Origin of the sequence: Microbacterium songi, assembly GCF_042747925.1 — a bacterium.
Lineage (GTDB): Bacteria > Actinomycetota > Actinomycetes > Actinomycetales > Microbacteriaceae > Microbacterium.
This window is the reverse complement of record NZ_JBHZIE010000010.1, coordinates 403,857-427,249: the sequence shown is the minus strand read 5'-3', so window position 1 is coordinate 427,249 and position 23,393 is coordinate 403,857. Positions and strand designations below refer to the sequence as shown.

At 68.6% G+C, this 23,393-nt stretch carries 27 protein-coding genes and 1 tRNA gene; 11 read left to right on the top strand and 17 right to left on the bottom strand.

Annotation, left to right across the window (positions count from 1 at the left end; all coding sequences use genetic code 11):
- Nucleotides 1–26 precede the first annotated feature (26 nt).
- The 5 genes from ACFM35_RS13075 to dnaK form a co-directional block, all read right to left on the bottom strand.
- On the bottom strand, nt 27–437 hold the full coding sequence (locus ACFM35_RS13075; RefSeq protein WP_378842691.1) for an MmcQ/YjbR family DNA-binding protein: 411 nt from the start codon (nt 435–437) through the stop codon (nt 27–29).
- 44 nt (nt 438–481) lie between these two features.
- The gene (locus ACFM35_RS13070) at nt 482–949 is read right to left on the bottom strand and encodes a heat shock protein transcriptional repressor HspR (RefSeq protein ID WP_378842689.1); all 468 of its coding nucleotides are present in this window, start codon (nt 947–949) and stop codon (nt 482–484) included.
- Nucleotides 950–1,082: 133 nt separating this feature from the next.
- Nucleotides 1,083–2,072, bottom strand: a complete 990-nt coding sequence (locus tag ACFM35_RS13065; RefSeq protein ID WP_378842688.1) for a DnaJ C-terminal domain-containing protein — start codon at nt 2,070–2,072, stop codon at nt 1,083–1,085.
- 17 nt (nt 2,073–2,089) lie between these two features.
- Nucleotides 2,090–2,662, bottom strand: coding sequence for a nucleotide exchange factor GrpE (locus tag ACFM35_RS13060; RefSeq protein ID WP_378842686.1), 573 nt, complete (start codon nt 2,660–2,662; stop codon nt 2,090–2,092).
- A 5-nt stretch (nt 2,663–2,667) separates the two neighbouring features.
- Entirely contained in the window at nt 2,668–4,536 is a 1,869-nt protein-coding gene (gene dnaK / locus ACFM35_RS13055; protein WP_378842684.1) for a molecular chaperone DnaK, read from the bottom strand.
- Nucleotides 4,537–4,724: 188 nt separating this feature from the next.
- Between dnaK and ACFM35_RS13050 the strand changes: the two genes are divergently transcribed.
- Nucleotides 4,725–6,191, top strand: a complete 1,467-nt coding sequence (locus tag ACFM35_RS13050; protein ID WP_378842682.1) for an MFS transporter — start codon at nt 4,725–4,727, stop codon at nt 6,189–6,191.
- 27 nt (nt 6,192–6,218) lie between these two features.
- Here the strand turns inward: ACFM35_RS13050 and ACFM35_RS13045 are convergent, their stop codons facing one another.
- On the bottom strand, nt 6,219–6,794 hold the full coding sequence (locus tag ACFM35_RS13045; RefSeq protein ID WP_378842680.1) for a MarR family winged helix-turn-helix transcriptional regulator: 576 nt from the start codon (nt 6,792–6,794) through the stop codon (nt 6,219–6,221).
- Between the two features lie 122 nt (nt 6,795–6,916).
- On the opposite strand from ACFM35_RS13045, the gene ACFM35_RS13040 reads away from it, so the two are divergent.
- The gene (locus ACFM35_RS13040) at nt 6,917–7,330 is read left to right on the top strand and encodes a hypothetical protein (protein ID WP_378842678.1); all 414 of its coding nucleotides are present in this window, start codon (nt 6,917–6,919) and stop codon (nt 7,328–7,330) included.
- 25 nt (nt 7,331–7,355) lie between these two features.
- On the top strand, nt 7,356–7,697 hold the full coding sequence (locus ACFM35_RS13035; protein WP_378842676.1) for a hypothetical protein: 342 nt from the start codon (nt 7,356–7,358) through the stop codon (nt 7,695–7,697).
- 76 nt (nt 7,698–7,773) lie between these two features.
- Here the strand turns inward: ACFM35_RS13035 and ACFM35_RS13030 are convergent, their stop codons facing one another.
- A complete protein-coding gene (locus ACFM35_RS13030; RefSeq protein ID WP_378842674.1) occupies nt 7,774–8,196 on the bottom strand; it encodes an organic hydroperoxide resistance protein in 423 nt (140 codons plus the stop codon).
- 92 nt (nt 8,197–8,288) lie between these two features.
- On the opposite strand from ACFM35_RS13030, the gene ACFM35_RS13025 reads away from it, so the two are divergent.
- From ACFM35_RS13025 to ACFM35_RS13010, 4 genes are all read left to right on the top strand, one after another.
- Nucleotides 8,289–8,633 carry a hypothetical protein gene (locus tag ACFM35_RS13025; protein WP_378842672.1) on the top strand — a complete coding sequence of 115 codons (345 nt, stop codon included), beginning with the start codon at nt 8,289–8,291 and terminating at the stop codon, nt 8,631–8,633.
- A 202-nt stretch (nt 8,634–8,835) separates the two neighbouring features.
- Nucleotides 8,836–9,183, top strand: coding sequence for a nuclear transport factor 2 family protein (locus ACFM35_RS13020; RefSeq protein WP_378842670.1), 348 nt, complete (start codon nt 8,836–8,838; stop codon nt 9,181–9,183).
- A 23-nt stretch (nt 9,184–9,206) separates the two neighbouring features.
- On the top strand, nt 9,207–9,554 hold the full coding sequence (locus ACFM35_RS13015) for a ParB N-terminal domain-containing protein (protein WP_378842668.1): 348 nt from the start codon (nt 9,207–9,209) through the stop codon (nt 9,552–9,554).
- Between the two features lie 329 nt (nt 9,555–9,883).
- Complete coding sequence (locus tag ACFM35_RS13010; RefSeq protein WP_378842667.1) at nt 9,884–10,684, top strand: alpha/beta fold hydrolase; 801 nt, start codon at nt 9,884–9,886, stop codon at nt 10,682–10,684.
- Nucleotides 10,685–10,755: 71 nt separating this feature from the next.
- Here ACFM35_RS13010 and ACFM35_RS13005 read toward each other — a convergent pair whose 3' ends face one another.
- The 6 genes from ACFM35_RS13005 to dcd all read right to left on the bottom strand — a co-directional run bounded on the left by ACFM35_RS13005 (nt 10,756) and on the right by dcd (nt 15,919).
- Nucleotides 10,756–12,210, bottom strand: coding sequence for an HNH endonuclease signature motif containing protein (locus ACFM35_RS13005; RefSeq protein WP_378842666.1), 1,455 nt, complete (start codon nt 12,208–12,210; stop codon nt 10,756–10,758).
- Nucleotides 12,211–12,403: 193 nt separating this feature from the next.
- Complete coding sequence (locus ACFM35_RS13000; RefSeq protein ID WP_378842665.1) at nt 12,404–12,970, bottom strand: T6SS immunity protein Tdi1 domain-containing protein; 567 nt, start codon at nt 12,968–12,970, stop codon at nt 12,404–12,406.
- Nucleotides 12,967–13,341: a hypothetical protein gene (locus ACFM35_RS12995; RefSeq protein ID WP_378842663.1), complete on the bottom strand. Its 375-nt coding sequence runs from the start codon at nt 13,339–13,341 to the stop codon at nt 12,967–12,969. The genes ACFM35_RS13000 and ACFM35_RS12995 overlap by 4 nt, the downstream gene beginning before the upstream one ends.
- A 19-nt stretch (nt 13,342–13,360) precedes the next feature.
- The gene (locus ACFM35_RS12990) at nt 13,361–14,734 is read right to left on the bottom strand and encodes a polymorphic toxin type 15 domain-containing protein (RefSeq protein ID WP_378842661.1); all 1,374 of its coding nucleotides are present in this window, start codon (nt 14,732–14,734) and stop codon (nt 13,361–13,363) included.
- A 113-nt stretch (nt 14,735–14,847) separates the two neighbouring features.
- Nucleotides 14,848–15,321, bottom strand: a complete 474-nt coding sequence (locus ACFM35_RS12985) for a GNAT family N-acetyltransferase (RefSeq protein WP_378842659.1) — start codon at nt 15,319–15,321, stop codon at nt 14,848–14,850.
- On the bottom strand, nt 15,314–15,919 hold the full coding sequence (dcd, locus tag ACFM35_RS12980) for a dCTP deaminase (protein WP_378842657.1): 606 nt from the start codon (nt 15,917–15,919) through the stop codon (nt 15,314–15,316). The genes ACFM35_RS12985 and dcd overlap by 8 nt, the downstream gene beginning before the upstream one ends.
- A gap of 164 nt (nt 15,920–16,083) precedes the next feature.
- Between dcd and ACFM35_RS12975 the strand changes: the two genes are divergently transcribed.
- Nucleotides 16,084–16,157, top strand: a tRNA-Gly gene (locus ACFM35_RS12975).
- Nucleotides 16,158–16,597: 440 nt separating this feature from the next.
- Here the strand turns inward: ACFM35_RS12975 and ACFM35_RS12970 are convergent.
- Nucleotides 16,598–17,437, bottom strand: a complete 840-nt coding sequence (locus ACFM35_RS12970; protein WP_378842655.1) for a ribokinase — start codon at nt 17,435–17,437, stop codon at nt 16,598–16,600.
- Between the two features lie 97 nt (nt 17,438–17,534).
- Between ACFM35_RS12970 and ACFM35_RS12965 the strand changes: the two genes are divergently transcribed.
- Nucleotides 17,535–18,485, top strand: coding sequence for a nucleoside hydrolase (locus ACFM35_RS12965; RefSeq protein ID WP_378842653.1), 951 nt, complete (start codon nt 17,535–17,537; stop codon nt 18,483–18,485).
- 49 nt (nt 18,486–18,534) lie between these two features.
- Here ACFM35_RS12965 and ACFM35_RS12960 read toward each other — a convergent pair whose 3' ends face one another.
- Together ACFM35_RS12960 and ACFM35_RS12955 are read right to left on the bottom strand one after the other, a co-directional pair.
- Complete coding sequence (locus ACFM35_RS12960; protein ID WP_378842651.1) at nt 18,535–19,482, bottom strand: EamA family transporter; 948 nt, start codon at nt 19,480–19,482, stop codon at nt 18,535–18,537.
- Between the two features lie 31 nt (nt 19,483–19,513).
- A complete protein-coding gene (locus ACFM35_RS12955) occupies nt 19,514–20,881 on the bottom strand; it encodes a serine hydrolase domain-containing protein (RefSeq protein ID WP_378842649.1) in 1,368 nt (455 codons plus the stop codon).
- On the opposite strand from ACFM35_RS12955, the gene ACFM35_RS12950 reads away from it, so the two are divergent.
- The gene (locus ACFM35_RS12950; protein WP_378842647.1) at nt 20,880–21,188 is read left to right on the top strand and encodes a DUF2470 domain-containing protein; all 309 of its coding nucleotides are present in this window, start codon (nt 20,880–20,882) and stop codon (nt 21,186–21,188) included. The two genes, ACFM35_RS12955 and ACFM35_RS12950, sit on opposite strands and share 2 nt — an antisense overlap.
- A 47-nt stretch (nt 21,189–21,235) precedes the next feature.
- Nucleotides 21,236–21,889, top strand: a complete 654-nt coding sequence (locus ACFM35_RS12945) for a biliverdin-producing heme oxygenase (RefSeq protein WP_378842645.1) — start codon at nt 21,236–21,238, stop codon at nt 21,887–21,889.
- 40 nt (nt 21,890–21,929) lie between these two features.
- On the opposite strand, the gene ACFM35_RS12940 is transcribed toward ACFM35_RS12945, so the two are convergent.
- Nucleotides 21,930–23,300 carry an ATP-dependent DNA helicase gene (locus ACFM35_RS12940; RefSeq protein ID WP_378842643.1) on the bottom strand — a complete coding sequence of 457 codons (1,371 nt, stop codon included), beginning with the start codon at nt 23,298–23,300 and terminating at the stop codon, nt 21,930–21,932.
- Nucleotides 23,301–23,393 lie beyond the last annotated feature (93 nt).

Below are 23,393 nucleotides of genomic sequence, written 5' to 3'. Positions count from 1 at the left end.
GATGACGTGCGAGGGCGGGCGGGTCGTCAACGTGGGGGGTGGTCGGCGAGCCACGCCTTCGCCGCCCGGACGGGGGCGCGGGCGAGCCACGCGTCGGTGATGACTTCTGCGAGCACGCCCCGAGGGATCGCGGAGAGTCGGACCAGCACCGCGGGGTACCCGTCGAAGTGCGGGATGGTGAAGAAGTGCTGCGGGGAGCTGCCGATGAGCGCATCCCTCATCTCGACGCTCTCCGTGCGAGCTCCGACCACGGTGCCGTCGGGCCATGTGCGTCCGAGCTCGGCCAGCTGGCGCTCGTCGGTCGCACTGGGCCCACGCTCCCAGACGAACATCCGGTCGTGGACGCGCCAGCTCGCGCCGCCGCCGTGACCTTCGACCTTCTCGACCGTGTCGGGCATCGCGAGGGCGAGCGCGCGGACGTCGTCGAGGGTCGGCATAGGCGATATCCTCCCGCCATCCCCCCGCGTCCGCCAGCCCGGACTCACTCGGGCGGGAGAGCCGCGTCCTCGTCGGTGCCGGGCGGCAGGGGGCGTCGTGGCTGCCACAGCATCACCTCGCGCGACCGGCGAAAGCGTGTCCCGTGCCGTACGGAGACGACGGATCCGCTGATCTCGGCGGCGAACACGCGTGCGCCCGGCCGGTTCTGCCGTTCGGCGACCATCTGCGATTCGAGATCGCGCACACGGTGATGCAACTCCCGAACCCGCTCTTCGAGCTCGATGATGCGCGCGATCGCCGGCAGGCTCATGCCGTCACCCGACAGGCGACCGACCTCGCGCAACTGCTGCACATGGCGCAACGAGTAACGCCGCGAGCCCCCCTGGGTGCGCTCGGGCACGACCAGCCCCAGCCGGTCGTACTGCCGGAGCGTCTGCGGGTGCATGTTCGCAAGCTCCGCAGCCGCCGCGATCGCGAAGATCGGGGAGTTCTCGTCGAGATCGTCATCCATCGGTGCTCACCTCCCGTCCGTCCCTTCGCGTCCTGCCCTCGTGCGACACGACTTCGGAAGAGGCGCGTGCGCGCCGCCACCACCGCAGCGGGCGTCCATCGCACCGGAGTCGTGTCATGGGATCGCCGGGCGCCTAGCCGCGCGCCTTCGTCATGAGGTCGGCGCGAGGGTTCTCCTTCGGCTCCAGCTCCTGGAACTTCGCGAGCGCCTCGCGAGCGGCGTCGTCGAGGTGCGACGGCACGGCGACCTGCACTTCCGCGAGGAGATCGCCGATACCCTTCGACGTCTGCACGCCACGACCTTTGACGCGCAGCACACGCCCCGACGGGGTGCCCGGGGCGACGCGCAGCTTGACGGGGTCGCCGCCGAGCGTGGGCACCTCGATCGTGGCGCCGAGGGCCGCCTCGGTGAAGGTGACCGGCACGGTGACGCGCAGATTCAAATTGTCGCGGGTGAACACCGGATGCGGCCGCACCGCGACCTGCACGACGATGTCACCCGTCTCGCCGCCGTCCGGCGAAGGACGTCCGCGACCGCGCAAACGGATCTTCTGCCCGTCCGACACCCCCGCGGGGATCTTCACCTTGAACGGCTTGCCGTCCTCGCCCTGCAGCGTGATGGTCTCGCCCTTGGTCGCCGTGAGGAAATCGATCGTCGTGCGGGCCGTGACATCGGCCCCCCGCGTGGGTCCGCCGAAGCCGCGGTAGCCCCCGCTGGTCTGACCGAAGCCACCCGAGCCGAAGCCGCCGCCCTGGTTGAACATCGAGAAGATGTCTTCGAACTCCTGCGGATTCTGCGTGCGGGTACCGCCGCGCCCCTGACCGAAGCGGCTGAAGACGTCCTCGAACCCGCCGGCGCCCTGGCCGCTCGCCGTGAAGCGCGCGCCCGAGCCCATCGCCCGGATCTGGTCGTACTCCTGTCGCTGCTCCGTATCGGAGAGCACCGAGTACGCCTCACTGATCTCCTTGAACTTGGCCTCGGCCGCGGCATCCCCCTGATTGGAATCAGGGTGATACTTGCGCGCCAGCTTGCGATAGGCCTTCTTGAGGTCGGCCTCGGTGATCTCCTTCGGCACGCCGAGCACCGCGTAGAAGTCCTTGTCGAACCAGTCCTGACTGGCCATGAATGCTCCCTCCGGGGCTATTCGGCCGGCACCGCGACGACGACCTTCGCGGGCCGCAGTTCGACGGAACCGAGACGGTACCCGGTCTCGACGACCTCCAGCACGGTCGACTCGGTCGCGCCCGGCGTGGGCACCTGGAAGATCGCCTCGTGCTGCTGCGGATCGAAGACCTCGCCCGCAGCGCCGTAGGACGTGATGCCGAGCTTCTCGGCAGCCGCACGCATCTTGACGGCGATCGCCGCGAAGGGCGTGCCCTCTTCGAGGTCACCGTGCTTCTCCGCGCGATCGAGGTCGTCGAGCACCGGCAGCAGGGACGTCGCCGCGCGCCCCTGGGCGCGCTCGACCTCCAGCTGACGCTGCTCTTCGGTGCGTCGGCGGTAGTTGGCGTACTCGGCGGTCAGACGCTTGAGGTCCAGCAGCAGGGAGGCGTCCTTGTCGTCGGCCTCCGCAACCGCGGCCTCGTCGGACTGCTCCGCTCCGAGGATGTCGTCGACCGTCAGCTCATCCTGCGACTGAGGGTCGGAAGCCTGAGCTTCCGACCCCTCGTCGTCCGGACGAACTTCGTCGTTGTCGAAGTTCTTGTCCGTCATGATCCCTACTTCTTGCTCTCGTCGTCGTCTTCGACCACCTCGGCGTCGATGACGTCCTCCTCGGGGTTCGGCACCTCGCCGTTGCCCGGGTCGGTCGCCGCCGGGTCGGGCGTCTCGCCCGCGGCCTGCGACGATGCGTAGATCGCTTCGCCCAGCTTGCCCTGGCTCGCGTTGAGCTTGTCGAACGCGGCCTTCACCGCATCGTCGTCGTCACCGGCGAGCGCCGTCTTGAGCGCGTCGACATCTCCCTGCACCTCGGTCTTGACCTCGGCGGGCAGCTTGTCGTCGTTGTCCTTGATCAGCTTGTCGATCGAGTAGGACAGGGTCTCGGCCTGGTTGCGGGTCTCGGCGGACTCACGACGCTTCTTGTCCTCGGCGGCGTGCTCTTCGGCCTCGCGCACCATGCGCTCGATGTCGTCCTTCGGCAGCGACGACCCGCCGGTGATCGTCATCGACTGCTCCTTGCCCGTGCCCTTGTCCTTGGCGGACACGTGCACGATGCCGTTCGCGTCGATGTCGAAGGTGACCTCGACCTGCGGAAGACCGCGGGGCGCCGGGGCGATGCCGGTCAGCTCGAAGGTGCCGAGCGGCTTGTTGTCACGCGTGAAGTCGCGCTCGCCCTGGAAGACCTGGATCGCGACCGACGGCTGGTTGTCGTCGGCGGTCGTGAAGGTCTCGCTGCGCTTGGTCGGGATGGCCGTGTTGCGCTCGATGAGCTTGGTCATGATGCCGCCCTTGGTCTCGATGCCGAGGCTCAGGGGGGTGACGTCGATCAGCAGCACGTCCTTGCGCTCACCGCGGAGCACACCGGCCTGCAGTGCGGCGCCGACAGCGACGACCTCGTCCGGGTTGACGCCCTTGTTGGGCTCCTTGCCGGTCTCGCTCTTGACGAGCTCGCTCACGGCGGGCATGCGGGTGGATCCACCCACGAGCACCACGTGATCGATGTCGGCCACCTTGATGCCGGCCTCGCGGATGACATCGGCGAACGGCTTCTTCGTGCGGTCCAGCAGATCCTTGGTGAGGTCCTCGAACTTCGCCCGCGTGATGGTCTCGGAGAGCGACACGGGTCCGCTCTCGGTGAGCGACAGGTAGGGCAGGTTCACGCTGGTCGAGGCGGAGCTGGAGAGCTCCTTCTTCGCCTGCTCCGCGGCCTCCTTGAGGCGCTGGAGCGCGATCTTGTCGCCTGAGACGTCAACGCCCGACGTGGCCTTGAACTGCTTGATCAGGTAGTCCACGACGCGCTGATCCCAGTCGTCGCCGCCGAGGCGGTTGTCGCCCGCGGTCGAGCGCACCTGAATCGTCGAGAAGTCATCGTCCTTGCCCACCTCGAGCAGCGAGACGTCGAACGTTCCGCCACCGAGGTCGAACACGAGGATGAGCTCGTCTTCCTTGCCCTTGTCGAGGCCGTACGCGAGGGCCGCGGCGGTGGGCTCGTTGATGATGCGCAGCACGTTCAGGCCTGCGACCTCCCCGGCCTCCTTCGTGGCCTGACGCTCGGCGTCGTTGAAGTAGGCGGGAACCGTGATGACGGCGTCCGAGACGGAGTCGCCGAGGTACTCCTCGGCGTCGTGCTTCAGCTTGCCGAGGATGCGCGCCGAGATCTCCTGCGGCGTGTACTTCTTGCTGTCGACGTCGAACGTCCAGTTCGTGCCCATGTGGCGCTTGACGCTCGCGATGGTGCGATCGACGTTCGTGACGGCCTGGCGCTTCGCGGTCTCGCCGACGAGCACCTCGCCGTCCTTTGTGAAGGCGACGACCGAGGGGGTCGTGCGGAAACCTTCGGCGTTCGCGATGACCTTCGGCTCGCCACCCTCGAGCACCGAGACGACGGAGTTGGTCGTACCGAGGTCGATTCCAACAGCACGGGGCATGTGATTCTCCTTTTACGAAGGGGACGAGAGCGGATGCTGCCGTCCGGGGTCTGGCGGAAAGTCTGGGTCGCCGCTCGAGGTTGAGCCGCGATGACTCAAGGCTAGCGGGACGCGATCGACGTGTCAAATGAACTTGATATGAATTGGCTCAACTTTGCGCGTTCACCGAAGGGCCTTAGCGTGTCGACATGGAACCCGATCCGCAGCCGCAGAAGCCGATCTTCAAGCCTTCTGTCAATGCGCCACCGCCGACGGTCAACACCGGCGCGATCGGTCCGATCGGCAGAGCGGCCGAGAATCCCGATCCGGGAGTCGCAGCTCCGCGCGCACAGGTGGTCTCGTGGGCGCTGTGGGACTGGGGGTCGGCGGCTTTCAACGCCGTGGTGACGACGTTCGTCTTCAGCACATATCTCGCGAGCTCCCTGTTCGTCGACCCGCAGATCGTGGCGGCGGCGGGAGACGACGCGAAAGATCCGGCGCTCGTGCAGGCCCTCGCCGGCAACGCGAGCCTGGTCGGCGTCGCTCTCATGATCGCCGGCATCCTGATCGCCGTCCTCGCGCCGGTGCTCGGACAGCGCACGGACGGCACGGGCCGCCGCAAGCTCTGGCTGGGCATCAACACCGCCGTCGTGGTCGTCGCGATGATCGCGATGTTCTTCGTCGAAGGCGCGCCCGGCTACCTCGTGCTCGGGGCGACTCTGCTGGCCGTCGGCAACGTGTTCTTCGAGTTCGCGGGCGTCAACTACAACGCGATGCTCGTCCAGGTGTCCACGCGCAAGAACATCGGGCGCGTCTCGGGCTTCGGATGGGGCATGGGATACGTCGGCGGCATCGTGCTGCTCATCCTGCTGCTCGCGCTGTTCATTCAGGGTTTCGGGGCCGAGGGCCGGGCCGGCCTTCTCGGCATCAGCACCGAGGGCGGCCTGCACATCCGGCTCGCCGTCGTGGCCTCCGCGATCTGGTTCGCGATCTTCGCGATACCCGTCCTCCTGCGGGTACCCGAGATCCCGCCGCGCGAGCGCCAGGTGCACGTCGGCTTCTTCCGTTCCTACGGTGTGCTGTGGGGCACGCTGACGAAGCTGTGGCACGGCAACCGGCAGGTGCTCATGTTCCTTCTCGCGAGCGCCGTCTTCCGAGACGGCCTCGCCGGAGTCTTCACCTTCGGCGCGATCATCGCCGCGCAGGTGTTCGGCTTCAGCTCGAGCGAAGTCCTCTATTTCGCCGTCGCCGCCAACGTCGTCGCCGGTGTGTTCACGATCCTCGCGGGACGGCTCGATGACCGTCTCGGAGCCAAGAACGTCATCCTCGCCTCGCTGATCGGCCTGGTCGTCGCGGGCACGGCCGTCCTTTTCATCGGCACCGCGGCGATCGGTTTCTGGATCGCCGGCCTGGTGCTCTGCGCCTTCGTGGGCCCCATCCAGGCGGCGAGTCGCTCCTTCCTGGCCCGCATCACCCCTGCCGGCCGCGAGGGCGAGATCTTCGGCCTGTACGCCACGACCGGTCGCGCGGTGTCGTTCCTCGCACCCGGACTGTTCGCGCTCTTCGTCGGGCTCTCCGGCGATACCCGCCTCGGCATCCTCGGTATCGTCATCGTCCTGCTGGCGGGACTTCTGCTGATGCTGCCGGTCAAGGCGAAGCAGGCCGTGATCGACTGACGCCGCCCCGCGGTCAGCGCTCAGCGCTCAGCGCGGCCAGGCCGCGGCGAATTTCGCGAGCAGGCGCGCGAGGTCGGCCCGCTCTTCGTCGCTGAAGCCGGCCAGCGCGCGATCCACGGCCTCACGCCGATCGCCGCGGAAGCTGCGCACGATCGCCGAGCCCTCGTCGGTGAGGACGATGCGGGTGCGGCGCGCATCGTCGGGATCGGCCTCGCGGCGCACGAGCCCGATGTCGACGGACTGCTGCACGAGCCGCGATGCCCTCGGTTGATCGACCCCGATGGCCTCGCCGATCTCGCTGACGGACAGTGGACCAGATGCGGCGACCAGTGCCTCCAGCAGTCGAAGCCGGGCCGGACCGCCGAATCGCGCCTGCATCGCCTCGGGCCACCCTCCCCCGCGCGGATCTGCACCCCGGCCGCCGTGGTGTGCGTGGTGCCCGCCGAATCCGCGCCCGCCCGGGCCCCACGGGGGGCGGCCCGGTGCGTCGCCGTCTTCGCCGCCCGCCCACGGCGGCCGCGGCCCGCGGCGTCCGCGCAGCTGAGCGAGCGCGGCGGCGATCGTCTCCGCGGGGTCGGGAGAAGAAGCATCCGAAGTCGTCACGAATCAAAGGTACATGCGACTTGACATGCATCGAGATCGTATGTCACACTACATATACATGCCACTTGACATGCATCAACCGGCCGGTCGAGCCACTGCCCCGGCCCACGAGAGGATTTCCCATGGAAAGCAACGACAACACACAGAATGACAACCGACCGATCGGCTTCTGGCTGCGGCTGGTCGACCGGCAGCTCACCGAGGCCTTCGCCACGGAGTTCGCCGCCGACGGTTTCGACCGTCGCGAATGGATGCTCCTGAACATGCTGGCCGGCGACGCCGACGACGCGCGCCTCGCCCGCATCGCACGGTTCGCCGCCAAGCGCGGTGGCCGGGTGATGGCGAGGCTCATCGAGCGCGGCTGGGTCACAGAGACCGACGGCGTCTTCACGCTGACCGACGCTGACCGACGAGGGCCGCGCTCAACGCGACACGTTCAGCACACGGGTCGACACGATCCGCGAGCGGGTCGCCGGCGCCGTCTCGCCCGAGGATTATGCGACGACCGTCGCATCGCTCGAGAAGATCGCTCGTGAGTTCGGCTGGAACGAAGACGAGCGAATGCCGCGCGGTCGCGGTTTCGGGCACGGCCGTGGCTTCGGTCACGGACGGCGCGGGTTCGGCCAGGGCTTCCCGGGCGGCTTCGGTGGGCGCGGCGAGTTCGCCGAGCGCGCCGGTTTCGGCCCCGGCGAGCACCCCCGCGAGGGCTTCGGCCCGCGCGGCGGCGGTCGGGACGGCGACGCATGCGGACACGGCCCGCACGCGCACGGTCGCCGTGGGCACGGCTCCCGCGAGGGCGGGCGACGCAGGTCGGAGCACTCGTTCGAGCGGGGCTTCGAGGCTGGTATCGCCGCGGCGACACGCCTCACCGCACCGGCCGCTCCGGCCGGTTCCGCCGACTGAGTAAAGCGCACGAATCGAGAGAAGCCCTCACCCGGATCGGGTGAGGGCTTCTCGTCGTGCGGGAACGCTTCGGTGGTCAGTCGTCGACGACGGTGACCGTCACATCGATGTTGCCGCGCGTCGCGTTGGAGTACGGGCACACCTGGTGCGCAGCATCCGCGAGGGCCTGTGCCTGCTCGTGCGGAACGTCCGGGATGACGACTTCGAGAACGACGGCGAGCTGGAAGCCGCCGTTGCCGTTGCTGCCCACACTCACCTGCGAGCCGACGCTCGTGTCGTGGATGGCGACCTTCTGCGCACGGGCGACCGCCTGCAGTGCGCTGTGGAAGCACGCTGCGTATCCGGCGGCGAAGAGCAGTTCGGGGTTCGGTTCTCCCCCGGCTCCGCCCATCTCCTTCGGCACGCGCACGTCGGTGTCGATGAGTCCATCCGTCGTACGGACATGCCCGTTGCGGCCGTCGCCGGTCGCGAGCGCCTCCGCGGTGTAGATCGCATCCATGCTGAGTCTCCTATCGTTCGAGCCTTTATGGTTGCACACAATCCCATTGTGCACAATGTGATTGTCTTATCACCACGCGATACCGTGTCGACATGAGCGCCACCCAGGAAGCTGCACAGAGCGCCCACGGCAAGCGAGAGTTGCCCCCCGGCATCTTCCTTGTTGCAGGAATCGTGGTTGTCCCCGCGCTCATCGCGCTGCTCTCCCCTCGAGGCTTCGAACCCGGCACCGAAACGTTCGTTTACGTCGCCTTCGCTGTGGTCGCCGGACAGACGATCGCAGTGCTTACCGCCGTGGGCGTGCTGGCCGCCGCGATCATCCGCCGCAGCGGCCTCGGACGCATCATGGTCTTCGGTGCGGTCGCGGCTGTGGTGATCTCGATTGCCATGAACACCGCCGGCTCTCTCGCAGACCAGATCGTTCGCACCTTCGCCTGAGACCCGGCCCGTTCCGTGGACGCTGTTGCCGGCGCCGCAGATGGATCTGGGTTCAGACGCGACGGCATCACCGATACGAGTCCGCGGATCCGTCGTGACTGAGCGACGCAGCCCTATCCCACGCGGGAACCATACCCTGACCGGCGTGTCCTCGTCGTGACCGCGGGCGGATCCCCGCGCGCACAGCTGACAGGCTGGACTCATGGACCAACACGCCGTCCGCGCTGCGGAAGAGGAGCTGCTCAGCTCGGCTACTCGCCGCGACAAGTCGCGCGTGCGCGAACTCCTCCATCCTGCCTTCGTCGAGATCGGTCGTTCCGGACGCCGTTGGCACCGTGACGAGATCGTCGATGCTCTCGCCGGCGAGGGTGATCGCGATCCCGTCGTGACCGACGAGTGGGAGTTCGTCGAGCTGGTACACGACCTCGCCCTGGTCACCTATGTCATCCGTACCGCCGATCGAGACAGCCGTCACTCCTCGATATGGGCGCTTGACCGAGGACGGCTGCAGATGCGCTTTCACCAGGGGACGTTCGTCGTCGGACGATAGCCGATGGTTGGTACCGTCTCGTCGTGTCCTTCCTTATGTTGCCGACTGCGCTCGTGGCTCGTTATCGAGCCGTTGACCGCGAAGAGATCTGGGCGCCACCGGAGGTCGTCGACACTCCGGCGCACCTCGACGCGCTCACCGCCGACATTGGTCAACGAGGAATCCTGGTACCTCTCGAGCTCCGCTTCAACGAAAGATTCGCCACGCTCGACGGCAACCATCGCATCGCGGTCGCACTCCGATTGGATCTCAACACGGTGCCCGTCCAGCTCAGTCGACTACCGCTCGAACCACGGCAGTTCTGGGCTCAGACCATGAGCGCCGACGACTACACACTGATGACGGCCGCACTCATCTCGGCGCGTGGTTGAGCAACCCTGCTCGCCACTGCACAAGGCAGCAGGCCCCTCGGCGGATCCCTTACGATCGTCGGCCCGTGGTAGCTCTTTGCTGTCGTTCGACTGTTCGGTGGATGGTCGAGCGGGCGACGTCGAACAGCTCGGGGAGCTCGGCTGTCACGCCGCGAAGACAGCCTCCCGCCTTGGCGACCAGTGAACCGTTCCGATGCGGGCTCGGCTGCGACCGGATTCGAACTCCGCGACCATGCCGATAAAACGGTCGGGAGGAGTGGCAACGGCTTCGGTCGTCTCACTCGCGGTGACCGGCCCTGCCGAGATCCGTGTGGGTTAGCGTTGCGGGGATGACGCTGAACCATGTTCGACGCGGAAGGGGCAGCCCACTGCTGCTCGTACACGGTCTGGGCGCAGGGTGGCGATCCTGGGCCCCGATCCTCGACGAACTGGCTGAGCGTCGTGAGGTCATCGCCGTCGACCTCCCCGGATTCGGTGAGACACCCCCGTTGACCGGCGAGGTCTCGATCGCCACGCTGACCGACTCCGTCGCAGACTTCATCCGCGAGCAGGGGCTGGACGGAGTCTCGACCGTCGGCCAGTCAATGGGCGGCCGAATGGTGCTCGAGCTCGCACGGCGGGGAGTCGGCGGCGACACGGTGGCGTTGGACCCGGGCGGTTTCTGGAGCCACCGCGAGCTCGTCGTCTTCGGCGCCACGCTGCGGCCGTCGATCGCTCTGGTCCGAGCGCTGCGAGGCAGGCTGCCATCCCTGCTCGGCAACCCTGTCTCAAGGACTCTGCTGCTGGCGCAGTTGTCGGCGCGACCCTGGGCGCTCTCGCAGGAGACCGTGCTTCCGGACGTGCGCGGACTGGCCGATTCCCCCGCGACCGGCGCCGCCATGAACGCCCTCACCAAGGGCCCCAAGCAACAAGGCGCTCCGGCCGGCAGAGTCCCCGGCCGGGTCACGATCGGGTGGGGGCGGCGCGACTTGGTGACGTTGCCCAGACAGGCCGCTCGCGCTACGGAACTGTTCCCCGACGCCGTGCTGCACTGGTTCGAGCGGTGCGGGCACTTTCCGCAATGGGACGTACCGGATGAAGCGACTCGACTCATTCTCGACAGCACCAACGAGGGTCAGCGGTCTGCCTAGCCGACGACCGCAGTCGTCGGCGTCAGCGTCGGACATCGCTGTGCGTACGCCTGTTGCAGGCGCGATCCCGCTTAGCCGGGGCTTCGGGCGCGTAGTGCCCGGCTCAGGCGGGTGGGTGATGTGGTGACGGGTCTCCACTGCCTTCCGGGGTCCCATGCGGATGGGCCGCGTATTTCGGGGATGCCGCCCCGCATGCGCACTTTCCACCCGTTCGAATCGAGGGTGCGGTGGTGCCACCAGCAGAGCAGGACACCGTTGTCGGTGTGGGTGGGTCCGCCCCGGGAGTGTTCGGTGACGTGGTGGATTTCGCACCATGCGGGAGGGACGTGGCAGCCGGGGATGAGGCATCCCCCGTCGCGGAGGGTGATCGCCCGGCGCTGATAGGCCGCGAACACCCGGTCGATGATGCCGATCCCCACGATCCGGCCGCCCGCATCGGATGTCACCCGTTGCACTCCGCCCGTGCACGCGACCTGCCGGGCCACGGCGAGGGAGACCGGTTCGTCGCACCCGTCGAGGTGAGCGTGACCCCGACCCGACACGAGATCCTCAGCCGCAACGGACACGACGAGGGTCGGGGCCGCGCCCCCGATCGACGGCACCGCGCCCGATTTCGCCGCGACCGCCAGGACCATCGCCAACGCGTCATGCTGCCGCATCACCCGCGAACGGGGATCAGCGACGTCGTCGGGAGCAGCGCCGCCAAGAGCCACGTCGCCAAGAGCCACGTCACCACTGTCGATGAATCTGGGACCTGGTGGAACGTCGGGTCCGTCCGTCTTGGGGTTGAGGATGCTGTCGAACAAGCGTTGCAGCTGGGCGGCGACTTCCGGCAGCAGGGTCCCGCGGCACGGCACCATCCCATCCCGGCACACGCCGATGGTGAACGCCCTCTTCCGCAGCGCACGGGTCTCGCGCGGTTCGGCACCGTCCTGATCCAGATACGCCGCCCACACCTGCGCCTGCAACCGCAGATCATCGACCCCCGGACACGGGCCACCGTCCACCCCCACCCCGCGAGCCGATGCCGCGAGCTCTGCGTCCGCGATCAACCGTGCCCCCCGGTCGCACTGCGCCGCAGTCAGCGTTCCGACGACCGCGGCCAGGGCCTCCAGCCCCACGACCCCATCCGCCGCTGCCTCACGAAGCGCCGGATACGCGGCGGGGAGAACCTCACCCGGCGACACCGCTACGGGCTGCTGCAGGGCTCGCGCTGCCTTCACGATGTCACCCGCCGTCCGACCCGACCCCAGCGTCGTGCGTTGCACCAGCTCCTTCACCGACCGGCACCCGAACCGGGTCGTGGGCCGCTCCGGATACGGCGCGACATCCCCCCGCTCCTCCAACTCCGCAACCACGCCCACCAGGAACGCCTCGGCCTGCCGGGCAATCACCGACGCCCCCCGCACAAGCGCCAGCACGACCTCGTCATCCATGCCCCGCAGCTCGCCCGACCGATACACCCGACCCACCACCGCACCGAGCATCAACTCGACCTGTCGCAGCGTGTCAGCGAGTGCTTCCATACCCCCCATTCTGCCGGCGACCACCGACACCGAACCGCCAAAAACAACCAGATCAGCGGCCGAATCGCAAACCGGTGGATAACCTCGAAATCGACCACCTACAGCGGTGCTGTGGAGTAACACAAGAGCCGCCGAGCATCACGCGAGCGCAGGCAGTCGGACGGATGCCGCGGCATTCGTCAGAACTCAGCCCCTACAGTGCGAGCTGTCCCCGCGGCTGCGGCGGGCCCGCGAGCTGCACGATGAGTGCGATGTGCTCCCACAGGCCGCCGAGCTGCAGGTGATCGGCGGTCGGCGGCCCACCCAGCGCGAGCAGCGGAACGAAACCGAAGCACTGGTCCACTCCGGGGATGTGCTCCCTCATGGCCGCGGCCGGATAGGGCTGTCGTTCGAGGACCCGATCCTGCCCGGCGTCCGACTGGATCATCGACAGGAAGGCGTCGGTGACATCCACCTCGGTGACGTCGATCGTGCCCCAGCGGAACAGCACGACCCACCAGCGTCCCGCGACGTAGGCGATGAGGTCGCCCAGCCCGGTGGCGAACACGACGGTCGCCCCCTCCGGGAACCCGATCACGCCTTCGAGCATGGTGTCGGCCCGATCCGGGTCGATCAGCCGCACGAAGCCGTCGTCACCGAGGTAGCCGGCGCCGTGCTCGCGCCAGGCCTCGATGATCTCGTCGGGAACGCGCCCCACACGCGCATCGATCGTCGACGCGGCGATCGGGGCCAGAGGCGTGACCTGCGTGAAGACGCTCATGCCGACGTGGCATCCAGCACGGCCGACGAGATTCCCGCCGCACGCAGCGGCGCGACCAGCGTCTCGAAATCATCCTCCGTCAGCGACGATCGCTTCAGCATCGCGTACGCGCCGTTCTCGACCAGCAGCGTCACGTCCATGAAGGCGCCCTCTCCCGCTTCGCGGATGCGATCGGCATGCGGACGCAGGGTAGCCAGCAGCGACTTCTGCACGGCCGCCAGTTCGGAGGCGGACGGCTTCGACGCTTTGCGGGCCGCGCGGTAGGGCGCGCGGATGGCGCGGTGCGTCTCGATCGCCTGTCCCCACTGTGCGGCATCGACGCCGGCAGCCGCGGAGAAGAGGCCGGTCACCTCGTCGGACAAGGGGGACATGGTTCCTCTCCCGAGCGGGTCATCCGCTCACATCATCGAGACCGAGGTGCACATTCAGGCGAATGTACGGCCAGAGGTCGCGCGGAATGTCGGCGACCGACTCATCCACATCGTCCCAAAGGTCATTCACTCGATTCTTCCACTGCGATCCCAGCGACGAGTTGATCCCGGCGTCGCCCAATCCGTCGAATCTCTCCGGTCGACCACCCGCGACCTGATCGGGGCCGTGGAGAACGGCCTGACCGTCACCCGGCACGCCCCCGCGTTCTGCCCGCTCGAGAGCCTGCAGATCTTCACCCATGCGCCCGTGCTCACGGTAGTGCTCGACATTGTGCCGCCACTCGGCGACGGACAGGTCGTTCAGTCCGTTCCGCTGGAGTTCGACCTGCCGATTGAACTCGTCCATGTCGTGATGCGGCTGCTGGCGGGTGAAGCTGTCGACGTCGACGCCGTCGGCGAGCTGATAGTCGCCGTTCTCGAGCCTCGTCAACCGTGGCGGCACTTCGTTCACCATGTCGTCGAGGGCACGTTGCGCGTCGGGACTCAGATGCGTCGGCAACTCGAAGTCGCGCAGCGTCGTGCCGCCCGGAAGATCCCGCCCGGCGCTGACCGGGAGGTCGCGTCCGGCCGACCCGCCACGGCGCAGCACGCTTTCCAGCAGCGTCCCCGCCTTCGACAGCAGGGTCTTCAGCTCGTCGAGCAGAGTCGCCAGCCTCTTGCACGCCGCGAGGAGCTTCGTCACCTGCGTGCCCACCTTGCCCGCCAGCGACGCCACACGCGTCGAGACCTGCTCGATGATCCACGGGGTGGCCAGACCCAGGGTGAAGACTGCTTCCGCCGCCCACGAGATCGCGGAGCCGACGAGCTGCGAGATCACGTCCCGCGCGAGGTCGTGCACGACCTGCACGATGGTCGACGCGATCGACAGCCCGGTACTCATGGCACCCGCCCAGTCACCCGCGCCGTGGATGTGCTGCGCGGCATCCGCCTGGAAGCGCCGGTAGGCATCCATCGCCTCGCCGTGCAGGTCAGCCACGTCCGCGAGGATGCGCGTCAGCTCGTCCCCCGAGGCGTGCAGGGCCTGCGACACGTTGCTCCATGTCTGCGCGAAGCCGGCGACCTCGCCGGCATCTCCCGTGAGGTCGTTGAACCAGCCCTTGAGCGGTTCGAAGTGGTCGATCAGCCAGCCGAGTCCCGCGGCGATGAGCGAACCGAGCGGGTCGGAGACCGCGGCGACGGTGTCGAGCGCACCCGCGAAGACCGCCAGTCCTCCCTCGATCCAATCGCCCGACTCGATCGCATGAGCCAATTGCGTGCCGTCGTCGAGGAGGCCGGTGCCGCTGAACGGAGTGGCGGTGTCGATGCTCTCCGCCACCAGTGGATTGTCCGTCACCTCATCACCCTCTCCGCGACGCCCCCGCGTTCTCGCTGGACAAGGCTAGTGGGTCTGGCAGACACGTCAAGAGCGGTCGGACGGATGCCGCAGCATCCGTCCGACATCGTGTTTCAGCCCGCGCGCGTCATCGGGACGTGCGGGATGCCGTCCTCCTCGTAGACCGGTCCGCTCACCGTGAAGCCGAACCGTGCGTACCACGCCGCGAGGTGCTCCTGCGCGTCCAGCGCGATCCCGGAGCCCGGCCACCGCGTCTCCGCCCGCGCGACGGCTCGGGTCATCAGCTCGGCGGCGAGGCCGCGACCCCGCGCATCGACGGCCGTCGCCACCCGGCCGATCCGAGCGGTGCCGCCGTCTTCTTTCCCCTCACTGTCGCGAAGCAGCCGGAGCGTCGCCGCCGGAACGCCGTCGAGCTCGACCCAGAAGAGCTCGGTGTCGGGCTCGATGTCGCGGCCGTCGAGTTCGGCGTAGGCCGCCTGCTGCTCGACCACGAACACCGCGACCCGCAGCCAGAGCAGGCGGTAGAGGGTCTCGGGCGCGATGTCGCGAACGACCGCCCGGTGGTAGGTGACTCGGCGGTCACTCACCGTGCGATCCGAGATCGGTCACGCCGACATCGGTGACGTGGAAGTTCTGGGACGAACGGGATGCCGTCGGCCCGCGCTGCCCCTGATACCTGTTGCCGTACGGGCCCGAGCCGTAGGGCGATTCCGCGGCCGAAGACAGCCGGAAGAAGCAGAGCTGCCCGATCTTCATACCCGGCCACAGCTTGATCGGAAGCGTCGCGACGTTGGAGAGCTCGAGGGTCACGTGCCCCGAGAAGCCGGGGTCGATGAAACCCGCGGTGGAGTGCGTCAGCAGGCCCAGCCTGCCGAGCGACGACTTGCCCTCGAGTCGTGCGGCGACATCGTCGGGCAGGGTGATCTGCTCGAAGGTGGCGCCCAGTGCGAACTCGCCCGGATGCAGGATGAACGCCTCATCGGGACGCACCTCGATCAGATGTGTGAGGTCGGGCTGATCCTCGGCCGGGTCGATGAAGGGGTACTTGTGGTTGTCGAACAGCCGGAAGTAGCGATCGAGGCGCACATCGACGCTCGACGGCTGGACCATCGAGGAGTCCCAGGGATCGAGGCCGATGCGCTTCGCATCGATCTCGGCACGGATATCGCGGTCGCTCAGCAGCACCCGCTCAGCCTAGCCGCGCGGGTGCCTGCGAATGGGGCGGCGACTCATCTGCGCCGGGTCGACCTGCGGGCGCATCGCGGAGACCGAGAACGCGCAGACGAGCGGATGCCGCGGCCGAGGCATCCGCGTTTGTTATGCTTACGAGGCGCCGCAAGGCTCTGCCCGGGGATGTAGTTCAATGGCAGAACTTCAGCTTCCCAAGCTGATAGCGCGGGTTCGATTCCCGTCATCCCCTCCATCGCTCCGACACGCGGCCTCAGGTCGTGCCCTCGACCGGAAACGGAACGGCGGGCCGATCCGGCGGCCCGCACAGTGCCGAATCGACCCGCCGCGTCTCAGCTCTGGTAACGCCGAGCACGTCTACGTCGCGAGCCCCCAGTGCACGCGGACGACGGTGTCAGAGAGAAGGAGACGCGGCCCCAGACCGCGTCTCCTCACATCCCCAGAATGTCTCTCTGTGCCGTCAGGTGGAGTCAACTCCCCAGAAGCTCCCCAGCCTCTCACCTGCCGACAACACGAGACTAACTGTCCCCCGAACGGGGGACAGCCCACTTCACCGGAACCTGAGCCATTCTTGAGATTCGCGTCGAGATGAGGTCCGGAGGACTGCGCACCTGAGGTGTTCTTGAGCGAACGCCGACCGTCGCTGAAGGCGGTGCCGCGCTGTTCCTTCGCCCGTCAGAGGTACTGGGCCAACCGCCGCAGCGGCGGCTGCGCATCGGGGTAGGTGACGGCATCCGCGCCCACCGCACAGGCGGCGCGCAGAGCGTCCTCGTGACCCCACCCCGCGTGCAGCGCGAGCGTGAGGCCGGCGCAGAAGGCATCGCCGGCACCGACTGAGCTGACCACCTGCACGCTCGGGCTCGGAACGCGCGCGATCTCGCGACCACCCGCACGCAGCGCCGCCCCCTCGCCGCCATACGTCACGGCCACCAGCGTCGCCGCATCGACCTCGGGCAGCAGGATGAATTCGGTCTCGTTGACGATGATCAGGTCTGCGCGGCGGATCAGCGCGTCGGGCAGCGGACGTGCCGGCGCCGCATTGATCGCGAGGAACCCGGGCACCGCCTCGGCAAGGGCCGCCACCACGTCCGTCGGAATCTCGAGCTGCGCCAGCACCGCCTCGCCCTCGGTGAATGTCACCCCGTCGATGACCGCGTCGGCATTGGCGCCGGGGCAGACGACGATCTGATTCTCGCCCCTGGCATCCACCGTGATCAGCGCGGTCCCGGTCGCCTGCTCCCCCAGCCAGACCCCCGACGTGTCCACGCCCACGTCGCGCAGGGTCTGCAGCATCCACTGCCCGTCGCTGTCGTCGCCCACGGCGCCGATCATGCGCACCGTCCCCCCGAGCCGAGCGGCCGCGGCCGCCTGGTTCGCACCCTTGCCGCCGGGGTGGCGCTGCAGTGTGCCGCCGAGCACGGTCTCGCCTGCGGCCGGAAGACGATCGACGGAGGCCGTGAGGTCGACGTTGATGCTGCCGACCACCGCGAGGGCGCCGAGAGGTGAAGAGGTCATGGGGTCATTCCACCACGGCGCCGCGGGCCGGTCGGGTATAACCGTATGACGGCGGCACAGCGTGGTCCCCTCCCTCATCCCCATCCTCAGGAGCACCATGACCACCCCCGTCTACCTCGACTGCGACACCGGTGTCGATGACGCCGTCGCGCTCGGCTACCTGCTCGCGAGCCCCGCGATCGACCTCGTCGGCGTCGGCACGGTCAGCGGGAACACGAGCGCCGCGCAGGCCGCGCGCAACACGCTCGACCTGCTCGCACTCGCGGGCCGCGACGACATCCCGGTCGCCGTCGGCGCTCACGACCACCTCAGCCATCCGTACGACGGCGGTGCGCCGCACGTGCACGGCGACAACGGCATCGGGGGCGTGCAGCTCCCGCCGGCGACGCGGGTGCCCGAAGAGCAGTCGGCGGTCGACCTGCTGATCGCCCTCTCGCACCTGTACGAGGGTCGTCTGCACATCGTCACGATCGGCCCGATGACCAATATCGCGCTCGCTCTCGAGGCCGACCCGACGCTCCCCGGCCGCATCGCGGGCGTCACTGCCATGGGAGGCGCCGCACTCGTACCCGGCAATATCAGTCCTGTCGCCGAGGCGAACGTCTTCAACGACCCGGAAGCGGCGGATGCCGCGCTCAGCGCCGACTGGGACGTCACCCTGGTGCCGCTGGACGTGACGATGGAGCACACGCTGTCGGAGGACGACCGCGCCGCACTCCTCGCCTCCACGAACCCGTTCGTGCAGGCGCTCGGCGAGATCCTCGACCACTACTTCGACTTCTACCTGCCGATCTACGGGCACCGCACGAGTTCGCTCCACGACCCGCTCGCCGCCGTGATCGCCGCGGGCGGTGCGCGCATCGACGTCGCCCCGCGTGTGCCGGTCCGCGTCGACACGACCGACGGGCCCGGGAGGGGGCAGACGATCGCCGACCTGCGCGGGCAGCGCATCGGACCGCGCGACCACGAGGGTGCCCGCGTGCGCGTGGTGCTGCGTGTGGACGACCCGATCGCCCCGCATCTCGTGTCGACGCTGCTCGGGGTGTGACGGCCGGAGTGCTGCCGGCGAGCTCGGACGGGAGCGCGGACCGCCGGGTTCAGCCGACGGGTTCGGCGAACGGCTCATCCGTCGTGGACGACGCTGACGATGCGGATGCCGGGGCCGCGGCATCCGTCGCCTGCCGCCTGGCCCGCCCGGCCGCACGTGACGACGCCCGCACCGCGCCGATGCTCGCCGCGATCACGAGCGCGATGCCCGCACCCTCGAGCCACGTGATCTGCTGCCCGAGGAGGAGGAATCCGGCCAGCGTCGCGATCGCGGGTGAGACGCTCATCAGGATCGCGAACGCGGCGGCCGGGAGCCGGCGCAGGGCGACGAGCTCGAGCGCGTACGGGATGGTCGAGGACAGGACGGCGACGGCCGCGCCCAGGGCGAGCAGATTCAGGTGCAGGAGCGCGGGACCGGCCGACAGGATGCCGAACGGCAGCGACACGAGCGCGCCGATCGTCATCGCGAGCGCCAGCCCGTCGAGCTTCGGGAACTCCCGGCCCACCCGGGCCGAGGCGAGGATGTAGAACGCCCAGCTCGCGGCGGCACCGAGCGCGAACGCCACGCCCAGCGGGTCCAGGCGCTCCCACCCGCCGCCGCCCAGCGCGATGACGCCGGCGAGGGCGAGTAACGCCCACAGCCAGGCCGATCGTCGACGGCTGGCGACGATCGACAGGATGAGCGGCCCGAGCACTTCGATCGTGACGGTGATGCCGAGCGGCAGTCTCTCCAGGGCCAGGTAGAACAGACCGTTCATGAGCGCGAGCACCAGGCCGAACAGGACGACCGAGCGCCAACCGTGCGCGCTGTGGCCGCGCAGGCTCGGCCGGGTGATCAGGAGAAGCAGGACCGCCGAGAACACGAGTCTGAGCATCACCATGCCGAGCGGGCCCACCGAGGGGAAGAGCAGCACCGCCAGCGCCGCACCCACTTCCTGGCAGGCGAGGCCGACGACGACGAGCAGCACCGCCGACCCCGGCCCGGAGCGCGGGTTCATCGTGCGGGACCGGAAGCGCGCGAGGCGCGCGTCACGGAGCGGGAGCGGCGCAGATCGCGTTGGCCGCAATGGTGTCGTGGAACTGCTGAGCGGTCCACGGCAACCCGGCATCGGGCGCCGACTGTCCGCCCGCCGCGGGCGCCTTGGACGCGATCGCCGCGAGCTCCCACGCGAGGTACGCCCCGAGGGTGTCCGCCGCGCCGGAGTTGTTGAGCACCACGGCCACGGTGAGGCCGGTGTTGGTGTCGCTGAACGCCGCCGACATGTAGCCGGGCACCGAGCCGAACTGGCCCACGAGCGACGCGGCCTGGATGACGCCACCCCGCGTCGTGAGCCACGACGGTGCGCCGGCGATCACGAGCGGCTCGGCCAGGCGATCGATGCCGCTCGGCTCGAGGGCGCCGGTGGCGAGGGACTGACTGTAACGTCCGAGATCGGCGATGGTCGAGACGGCCCCTGAATCGGTGTAGCCGGTACTGGACGAGAACGTCGTGATGTCGAGGGGCTCGGTGCAGTTCATCACGCCGTCGGCACCCGCTATCGAGTGGTGACCGAGGAGCGAGCTTCCCGCCACCGCCGGCGGCGCGGCCGTCCCCCCGGGAAGGCTGGTGGAGCCCAGCTCGAGCCGGCTGAACACGTACGTCTCCAGCACGTCGGACGCGCTCATCCCCGCGGCGCGTTCGAGGGCGAGTCCGAGCAGCGCGTATCCCGCATCCGAATCGACGAAGGCCGTGCCGGGCGTGCCGGTCAGAGGCTGACCGAGCCCGTAGCTCACGAGCTCCCGGGGGTTCCAGTCGCGGTCGGGGTTGGCCAGCCACATGCCGAAGAGACGCGGCTTGTAGCTGCCGATCCCCGAGGTGCTGTCGCACAGCTGACCCAGGGTGATGTTCTCCAGGTCGGGCACCCCCGACACGTACTTCGTCACCGAGTCCTCGAGGGCGAGCTTGCCCTCGCCGACCATGCTGTAGAGCGCATCGCACGTCATCGCGCGTGTGACTCGGCTGACCCGGAACCCGTCGTCCACGCCCACGGGCGTGGGGTCGGTGGCCGACTCCGTACCGAGGCCCGTGACCCATGTGCCGCTCCAGGGCGCCCAGACGCCCACGATCGCCCCGGACGAACCGGTCGCGACCATGGCGGAGGTCACCGCATCCTGCATCTGCTGCACGGTCTCAGCCGGAAGTTGCGCGTCCACCTGGGTAGGCACGTCCAGCGTGACCGCACCGTTGGCGGAGCATCCGGCCAGCGTCAGCATGATGGCGAGTGCCCCCGCTGCCGTCGCGGCGGCACGACGGCCCCAGCCTGCGGCTCGCATGTTCACCCCCGGGTCGTCCGACTCTCGATTCAAACACACCACCGCGACGATCCCCGTCAGGTTCCGCTCGTAGGCTCGGGCCATGACGCATCGATTCGATAACGCCGCGGTCGAGGGCGTGCTCGCACACATGAACGACGATCACTCCGACGACAACCTGCTGATCGTGCGGGCATTCGGCGACCGGACGCTGGCCGCATCGACCATGACGGGCTTCGACGGTGACGGCGGCGTGTGGAGTGTCACGACCGCCGGCGGCGCGGTCCGTGACCTCCGGGTCCCCTGGCCCGGGGGAGCCATCACCGAACGTCGCGAGGTGCGGCGCGAGATCGTCTCGCTCTACGACGCGGCCTGTGCCCGCCTCGGCGTCGAGCCGCGTCCGCACTCGTAGCACATTCGTAACTTAGGACGTCCTTACCTTGAGCTACCATGAAGGTCATGGACTCCGTGATCCCCTTCTCCGCAGCCCTCCGCGAACGTTCCAGCAGCGCGCACTCCGGCAGCGAGCACGCCGGCTTCATGTCCGACCTGATGCAGGGCAAGGGCACGCGCGATGACTACGTCGCGCTCGTCGCGCAGCACTGGTTCATCTACTCCGCCCTCGAGGCCGCAGCCGATCGCATGCGACGCGATCCCGTGGCATCCGTCTTCATCAGCGAGAAGCTGACGCGTCTTCCCGCGCTCGCAGCGGACCTCGAGTTCTTGATCGGCCCCGATTGGCGCGAGCGCATCACGCCGCTGCCCACCACGCAGCGCTACGTCGACCGCATCGAGCGGGTGGGAGCGACCTGGCCGGGGGGCTTCGTCGCCCACCACTACACGCGCTACCTCGGCGACCTCTCGGGCGGGCTCTTCATCGGACGGCTCATGGCGCGTCGATTCGGGTTCGAGACGAACGGGATCGGCTTCTACATCTTCGGCGACATCGCCGATCCGAAGGAGTTCAAGGACTTCTACCGCGAGCAGCTGGATGCCGCGCCCTGGGACGCCGCCGAGCAGGAGCGCGTCATCGACGAGGTTCTGGTGGCGTACCGCTTCAACACCGACCTCTTCGTGGACCTCGCCGCCGCGAAGGCGTCGGCGGTCGCCTGACCCGCGTCCCCCGTCGCGCTCGGCGGACGGACGGACCTGCTCAGGATGCCGCGGCCCGCACCGACGCCATGAACCGCTGCACGTCGGGGTCGACGCGGATGTCGCTCGGCCGGAGCGGTCGCGAAAGGTACAGGCCGTCGAGCGACGTGAGGCGCGACAGGGCGACGTACGTCTGCCCGGGGGCGAACGCCCCCGACCCCAGGTCGACGATCGCGCGGTCGTAGGTCTTGCCCTGGGACTTGTGGATCGTCACCGCCCACGCCAGCCGCAGCGGGAACTGGGTGAACTCCGCGACGATCTCGCGCGAGAGGGACTTCGCCCCCGGGTCGTACGCGTAGCGGAACCTCTCCCAGACGGCCGGCTCGACGTCGAACTCGTCCCCGTCGACGTCGACCCGCACCGTGCCGCCCGCGATCCGCGTGACGGTCCCGATGGTGCCGTTCACCCACCGTGCCGGATCGCCGTACGACGACGTGTCGTTGCGCAGGAACATCACCTGTGCACCCACCTTGAGCTGCAGCTCCGAGTCGGCCGGGTAGCCCGCTTCCCCCCGGCCGAAGTCACCGCTGATCTCGGCGGCAGCGGTCTGCGCCCTGCCCGGCAGCGCCTCGAGGTGACGGCGGTTGATCGAATTCACGATGTCGTTGCGGGTCGCGAGGGTGATGATCGGGGTCTCGCCGTCGGTGGGCTCCGGGGGTCGCCGTGCTCCGGTGTCGTTCAACACCTGCGCGATATCGGCGGTCACGTGCCCGTAGCGCACCGCATTGAGCATGGCCTTGAAGGCGGGATCGGACTGCCGGTGGATGTCGCGCAGCTCGCGGATGTGCAGTTCGGCGCCGTGACGACCGAGATCGACGAGCCCGTCGGAGGCGACCTCACCGGCCCAGACCTTCGCGTCGAAGAACCAGAACGACCGGTAGTGATCCTGGATGTAGCGGAGCTCGTCGCCCCGCGGCGGCACCGGAGCCAGCTGGTACGGGTCGCCGAACATGACGATCTGCGCCCCGCCGAACGGTTCGGCCTTGCGTCCGCGCGCCTGCCGCAGAGAACGGTCGATGCCGTCCATCAGATCGGCGTTGACCATGGAGATCTCGTCGATGACGAGCGTGTCCAGCGCGTTGAGGATCTTCCGCGTCGCATCGGACTGATCGAGCTCGCCCCCCGCGATCAACCCGATCGGCAGGCGGAACAACGAGTGGATGGTCTGCCCCTCGACATTGAGCGCCGCAACGCCGGTCGGTGCGCACACCGCGATCTGCTTCGATGTGTTCCACGCGAGGTACTGCAGCAGAGTCGACTTGCCGGTGCCGGCCCGTCCGGTGACGAACACATGGTCGCGCGTGTCCTCGATGAGCCGGAAGAGCGCCTCCTGCTCCGCCGAGAGCTCGGTGGACAGAGGAGGCGTGGTCACCGCCTCATGTTAGCCAGCGGCGGCTTCGTCCGGCGTATCCGAGGACATCTCGGTGGATGACGCGTTCGGCTCACTCCCGGGCGGGGTTTCCTA

Excerpts from the sequence above, each read along its gene's own strand:
- ACFM35_RS12965 (WP_378842653.1), top strand. The coding sequence starts at position 17,535 with ATGACCACCCCCGTCTACCTCGACTGCGACACCGGTGTCGATGACGCC.
- ACFM35_RS13010 (WP_378842667.1), top strand. The coding sequence starts at position 9,884 with ATGACGCTGAACCATGTTCGACGCGGAAGGGGCAGCCCACTGCTGCTC.
- ACFM35_RS12995 (WP_378842663.1), bottom strand. The coding sequence starts at position 13,341 with ATGTCCCCCTTGTCCGACGAGGTGACCGGCCTCTTCTCCGCGGCTGCC.
- ACFM35_RS13030 (WP_378842674.1), bottom strand. The coding sequence starts at position 8,196 with ATGGATGCGATCTACACCGCGGAGGCGCTCGCGACCGGCGACGGCCGC.
- ACFM35_RS12950 (WP_378842647.1), top strand. The coding sequence starts at position 20,880 with ATGACGCATCGATTCGATAACGCCGCGGTCGAGGGCGTGCTCGCACAC.
- ACFM35_RS13035 (WP_378842676.1), top strand. The coding sequence starts at position 7,356 with ATGCCGCGCGGTCGCGGTTTCGGGCACGGCCGTGGCTTCGGTCACGGA.
- ACFM35_RS13005 (WP_378842666.1), bottom strand. The coding sequence starts at position 12,210 with ATGGAAGCACTCGCTGACACGCTGCGACAGGTCGAGTTGATGCTCGGT.
- ACFM35_RS13050 (WP_378842682.1), top strand. The coding sequence starts at position 4,725 with ATGGAACCCGATCCGCAGCCGCAGAAGCCGATCTTCAAGCCTTCTGTC.
- ACFM35_RS13070 (WP_378842689.1), bottom strand. The coding sequence starts at position 949 with ATGGATGACGATCTCGACGAGAACTCCCCGATCTTCGCGATCGCGGCG.
- ACFM35_RS13040 (WP_378842678.1), top strand. The coding sequence starts at position 6,917 with ATGGAAAGCAACGACAACACACAGAATGACAACCGACCGATCGGCTTC.
- ACFM35_RS13020 (WP_378842670.1), top strand. The coding sequence starts at position 8,836 with ATGGACCAACACGCCGTCCGCGCTGCGGAAGAGGAGCTGCTCAGCTCG.
- ACFM35_RS13075 (WP_378842691.1), bottom strand. The coding sequence starts at position 437 with ATGCCGACCCTCGACGACGTCCGCGCGCTCGCCCTCGCGATGCCCGAC.
- ACFM35_RS13065 (WP_378842688.1), bottom strand. The coding sequence starts at position 2,072 with ATGGCCAGTCAGGACTGGTTCGACAAGGACTTCTACGCGGTGCTCGGC.
- ACFM35_RS12955 (WP_378842649.1), bottom strand. The coding sequence starts at position 20,881 with ATGGCCCGAGCCTACGAGCGGAACCTGACGGGGATCGTCGCGGTGGTG.
- ACFM35_RS12970 (WP_378842655.1), bottom strand. The coding sequence starts at position 17,437 with ATGACCTCTTCACCTCTCGGCGCCCTCGCGGTGGTCGGCAGCATCAAC.
- ACFM35_RS12960 (WP_378842651.1), bottom strand. The coding sequence starts at position 19,482 with ATGAACCCGCGCTCCGGGCCGGGGTCGGCGGTGCTGCTCGTCGTCGTC.
- ACFM35_RS13060 (WP_378842686.1), bottom strand. The coding sequence starts at position 2,662 with ATGACGGACAAGAACTTCGACAACGACGAAGTTCGTCCGGACGACGAG.
- ACFM35_RS13025 (WP_378842672.1), top strand. The coding sequence starts at position 8,289 with ATGAGCGCCACCCAGGAAGCTGCACAGAGCGCCCACGGCAAGCGAGAG.
- ACFM35_RS13000 (WP_378842665.1), bottom strand. The coding sequence starts at position 12,970 with ATGAGCGTCTTCACGCAGGTCACGCCTCTGGCCCCGATCGCCGCGTCG.
- ACFM35_RS12945 (WP_378842645.1), top strand. The coding sequence starts at position 21,236 with ATGGACTCCGTGATCCCCTTCTCCGCAGCCCTCCGCGAACGTTCCAGC.
- dnaK (WP_378842684.1), bottom strand. The coding sequence starts at position 4,536 with ATGCCCCGTGCTGTTGGAATCGACCTCGGTACGACCAACTCCGTCGTC.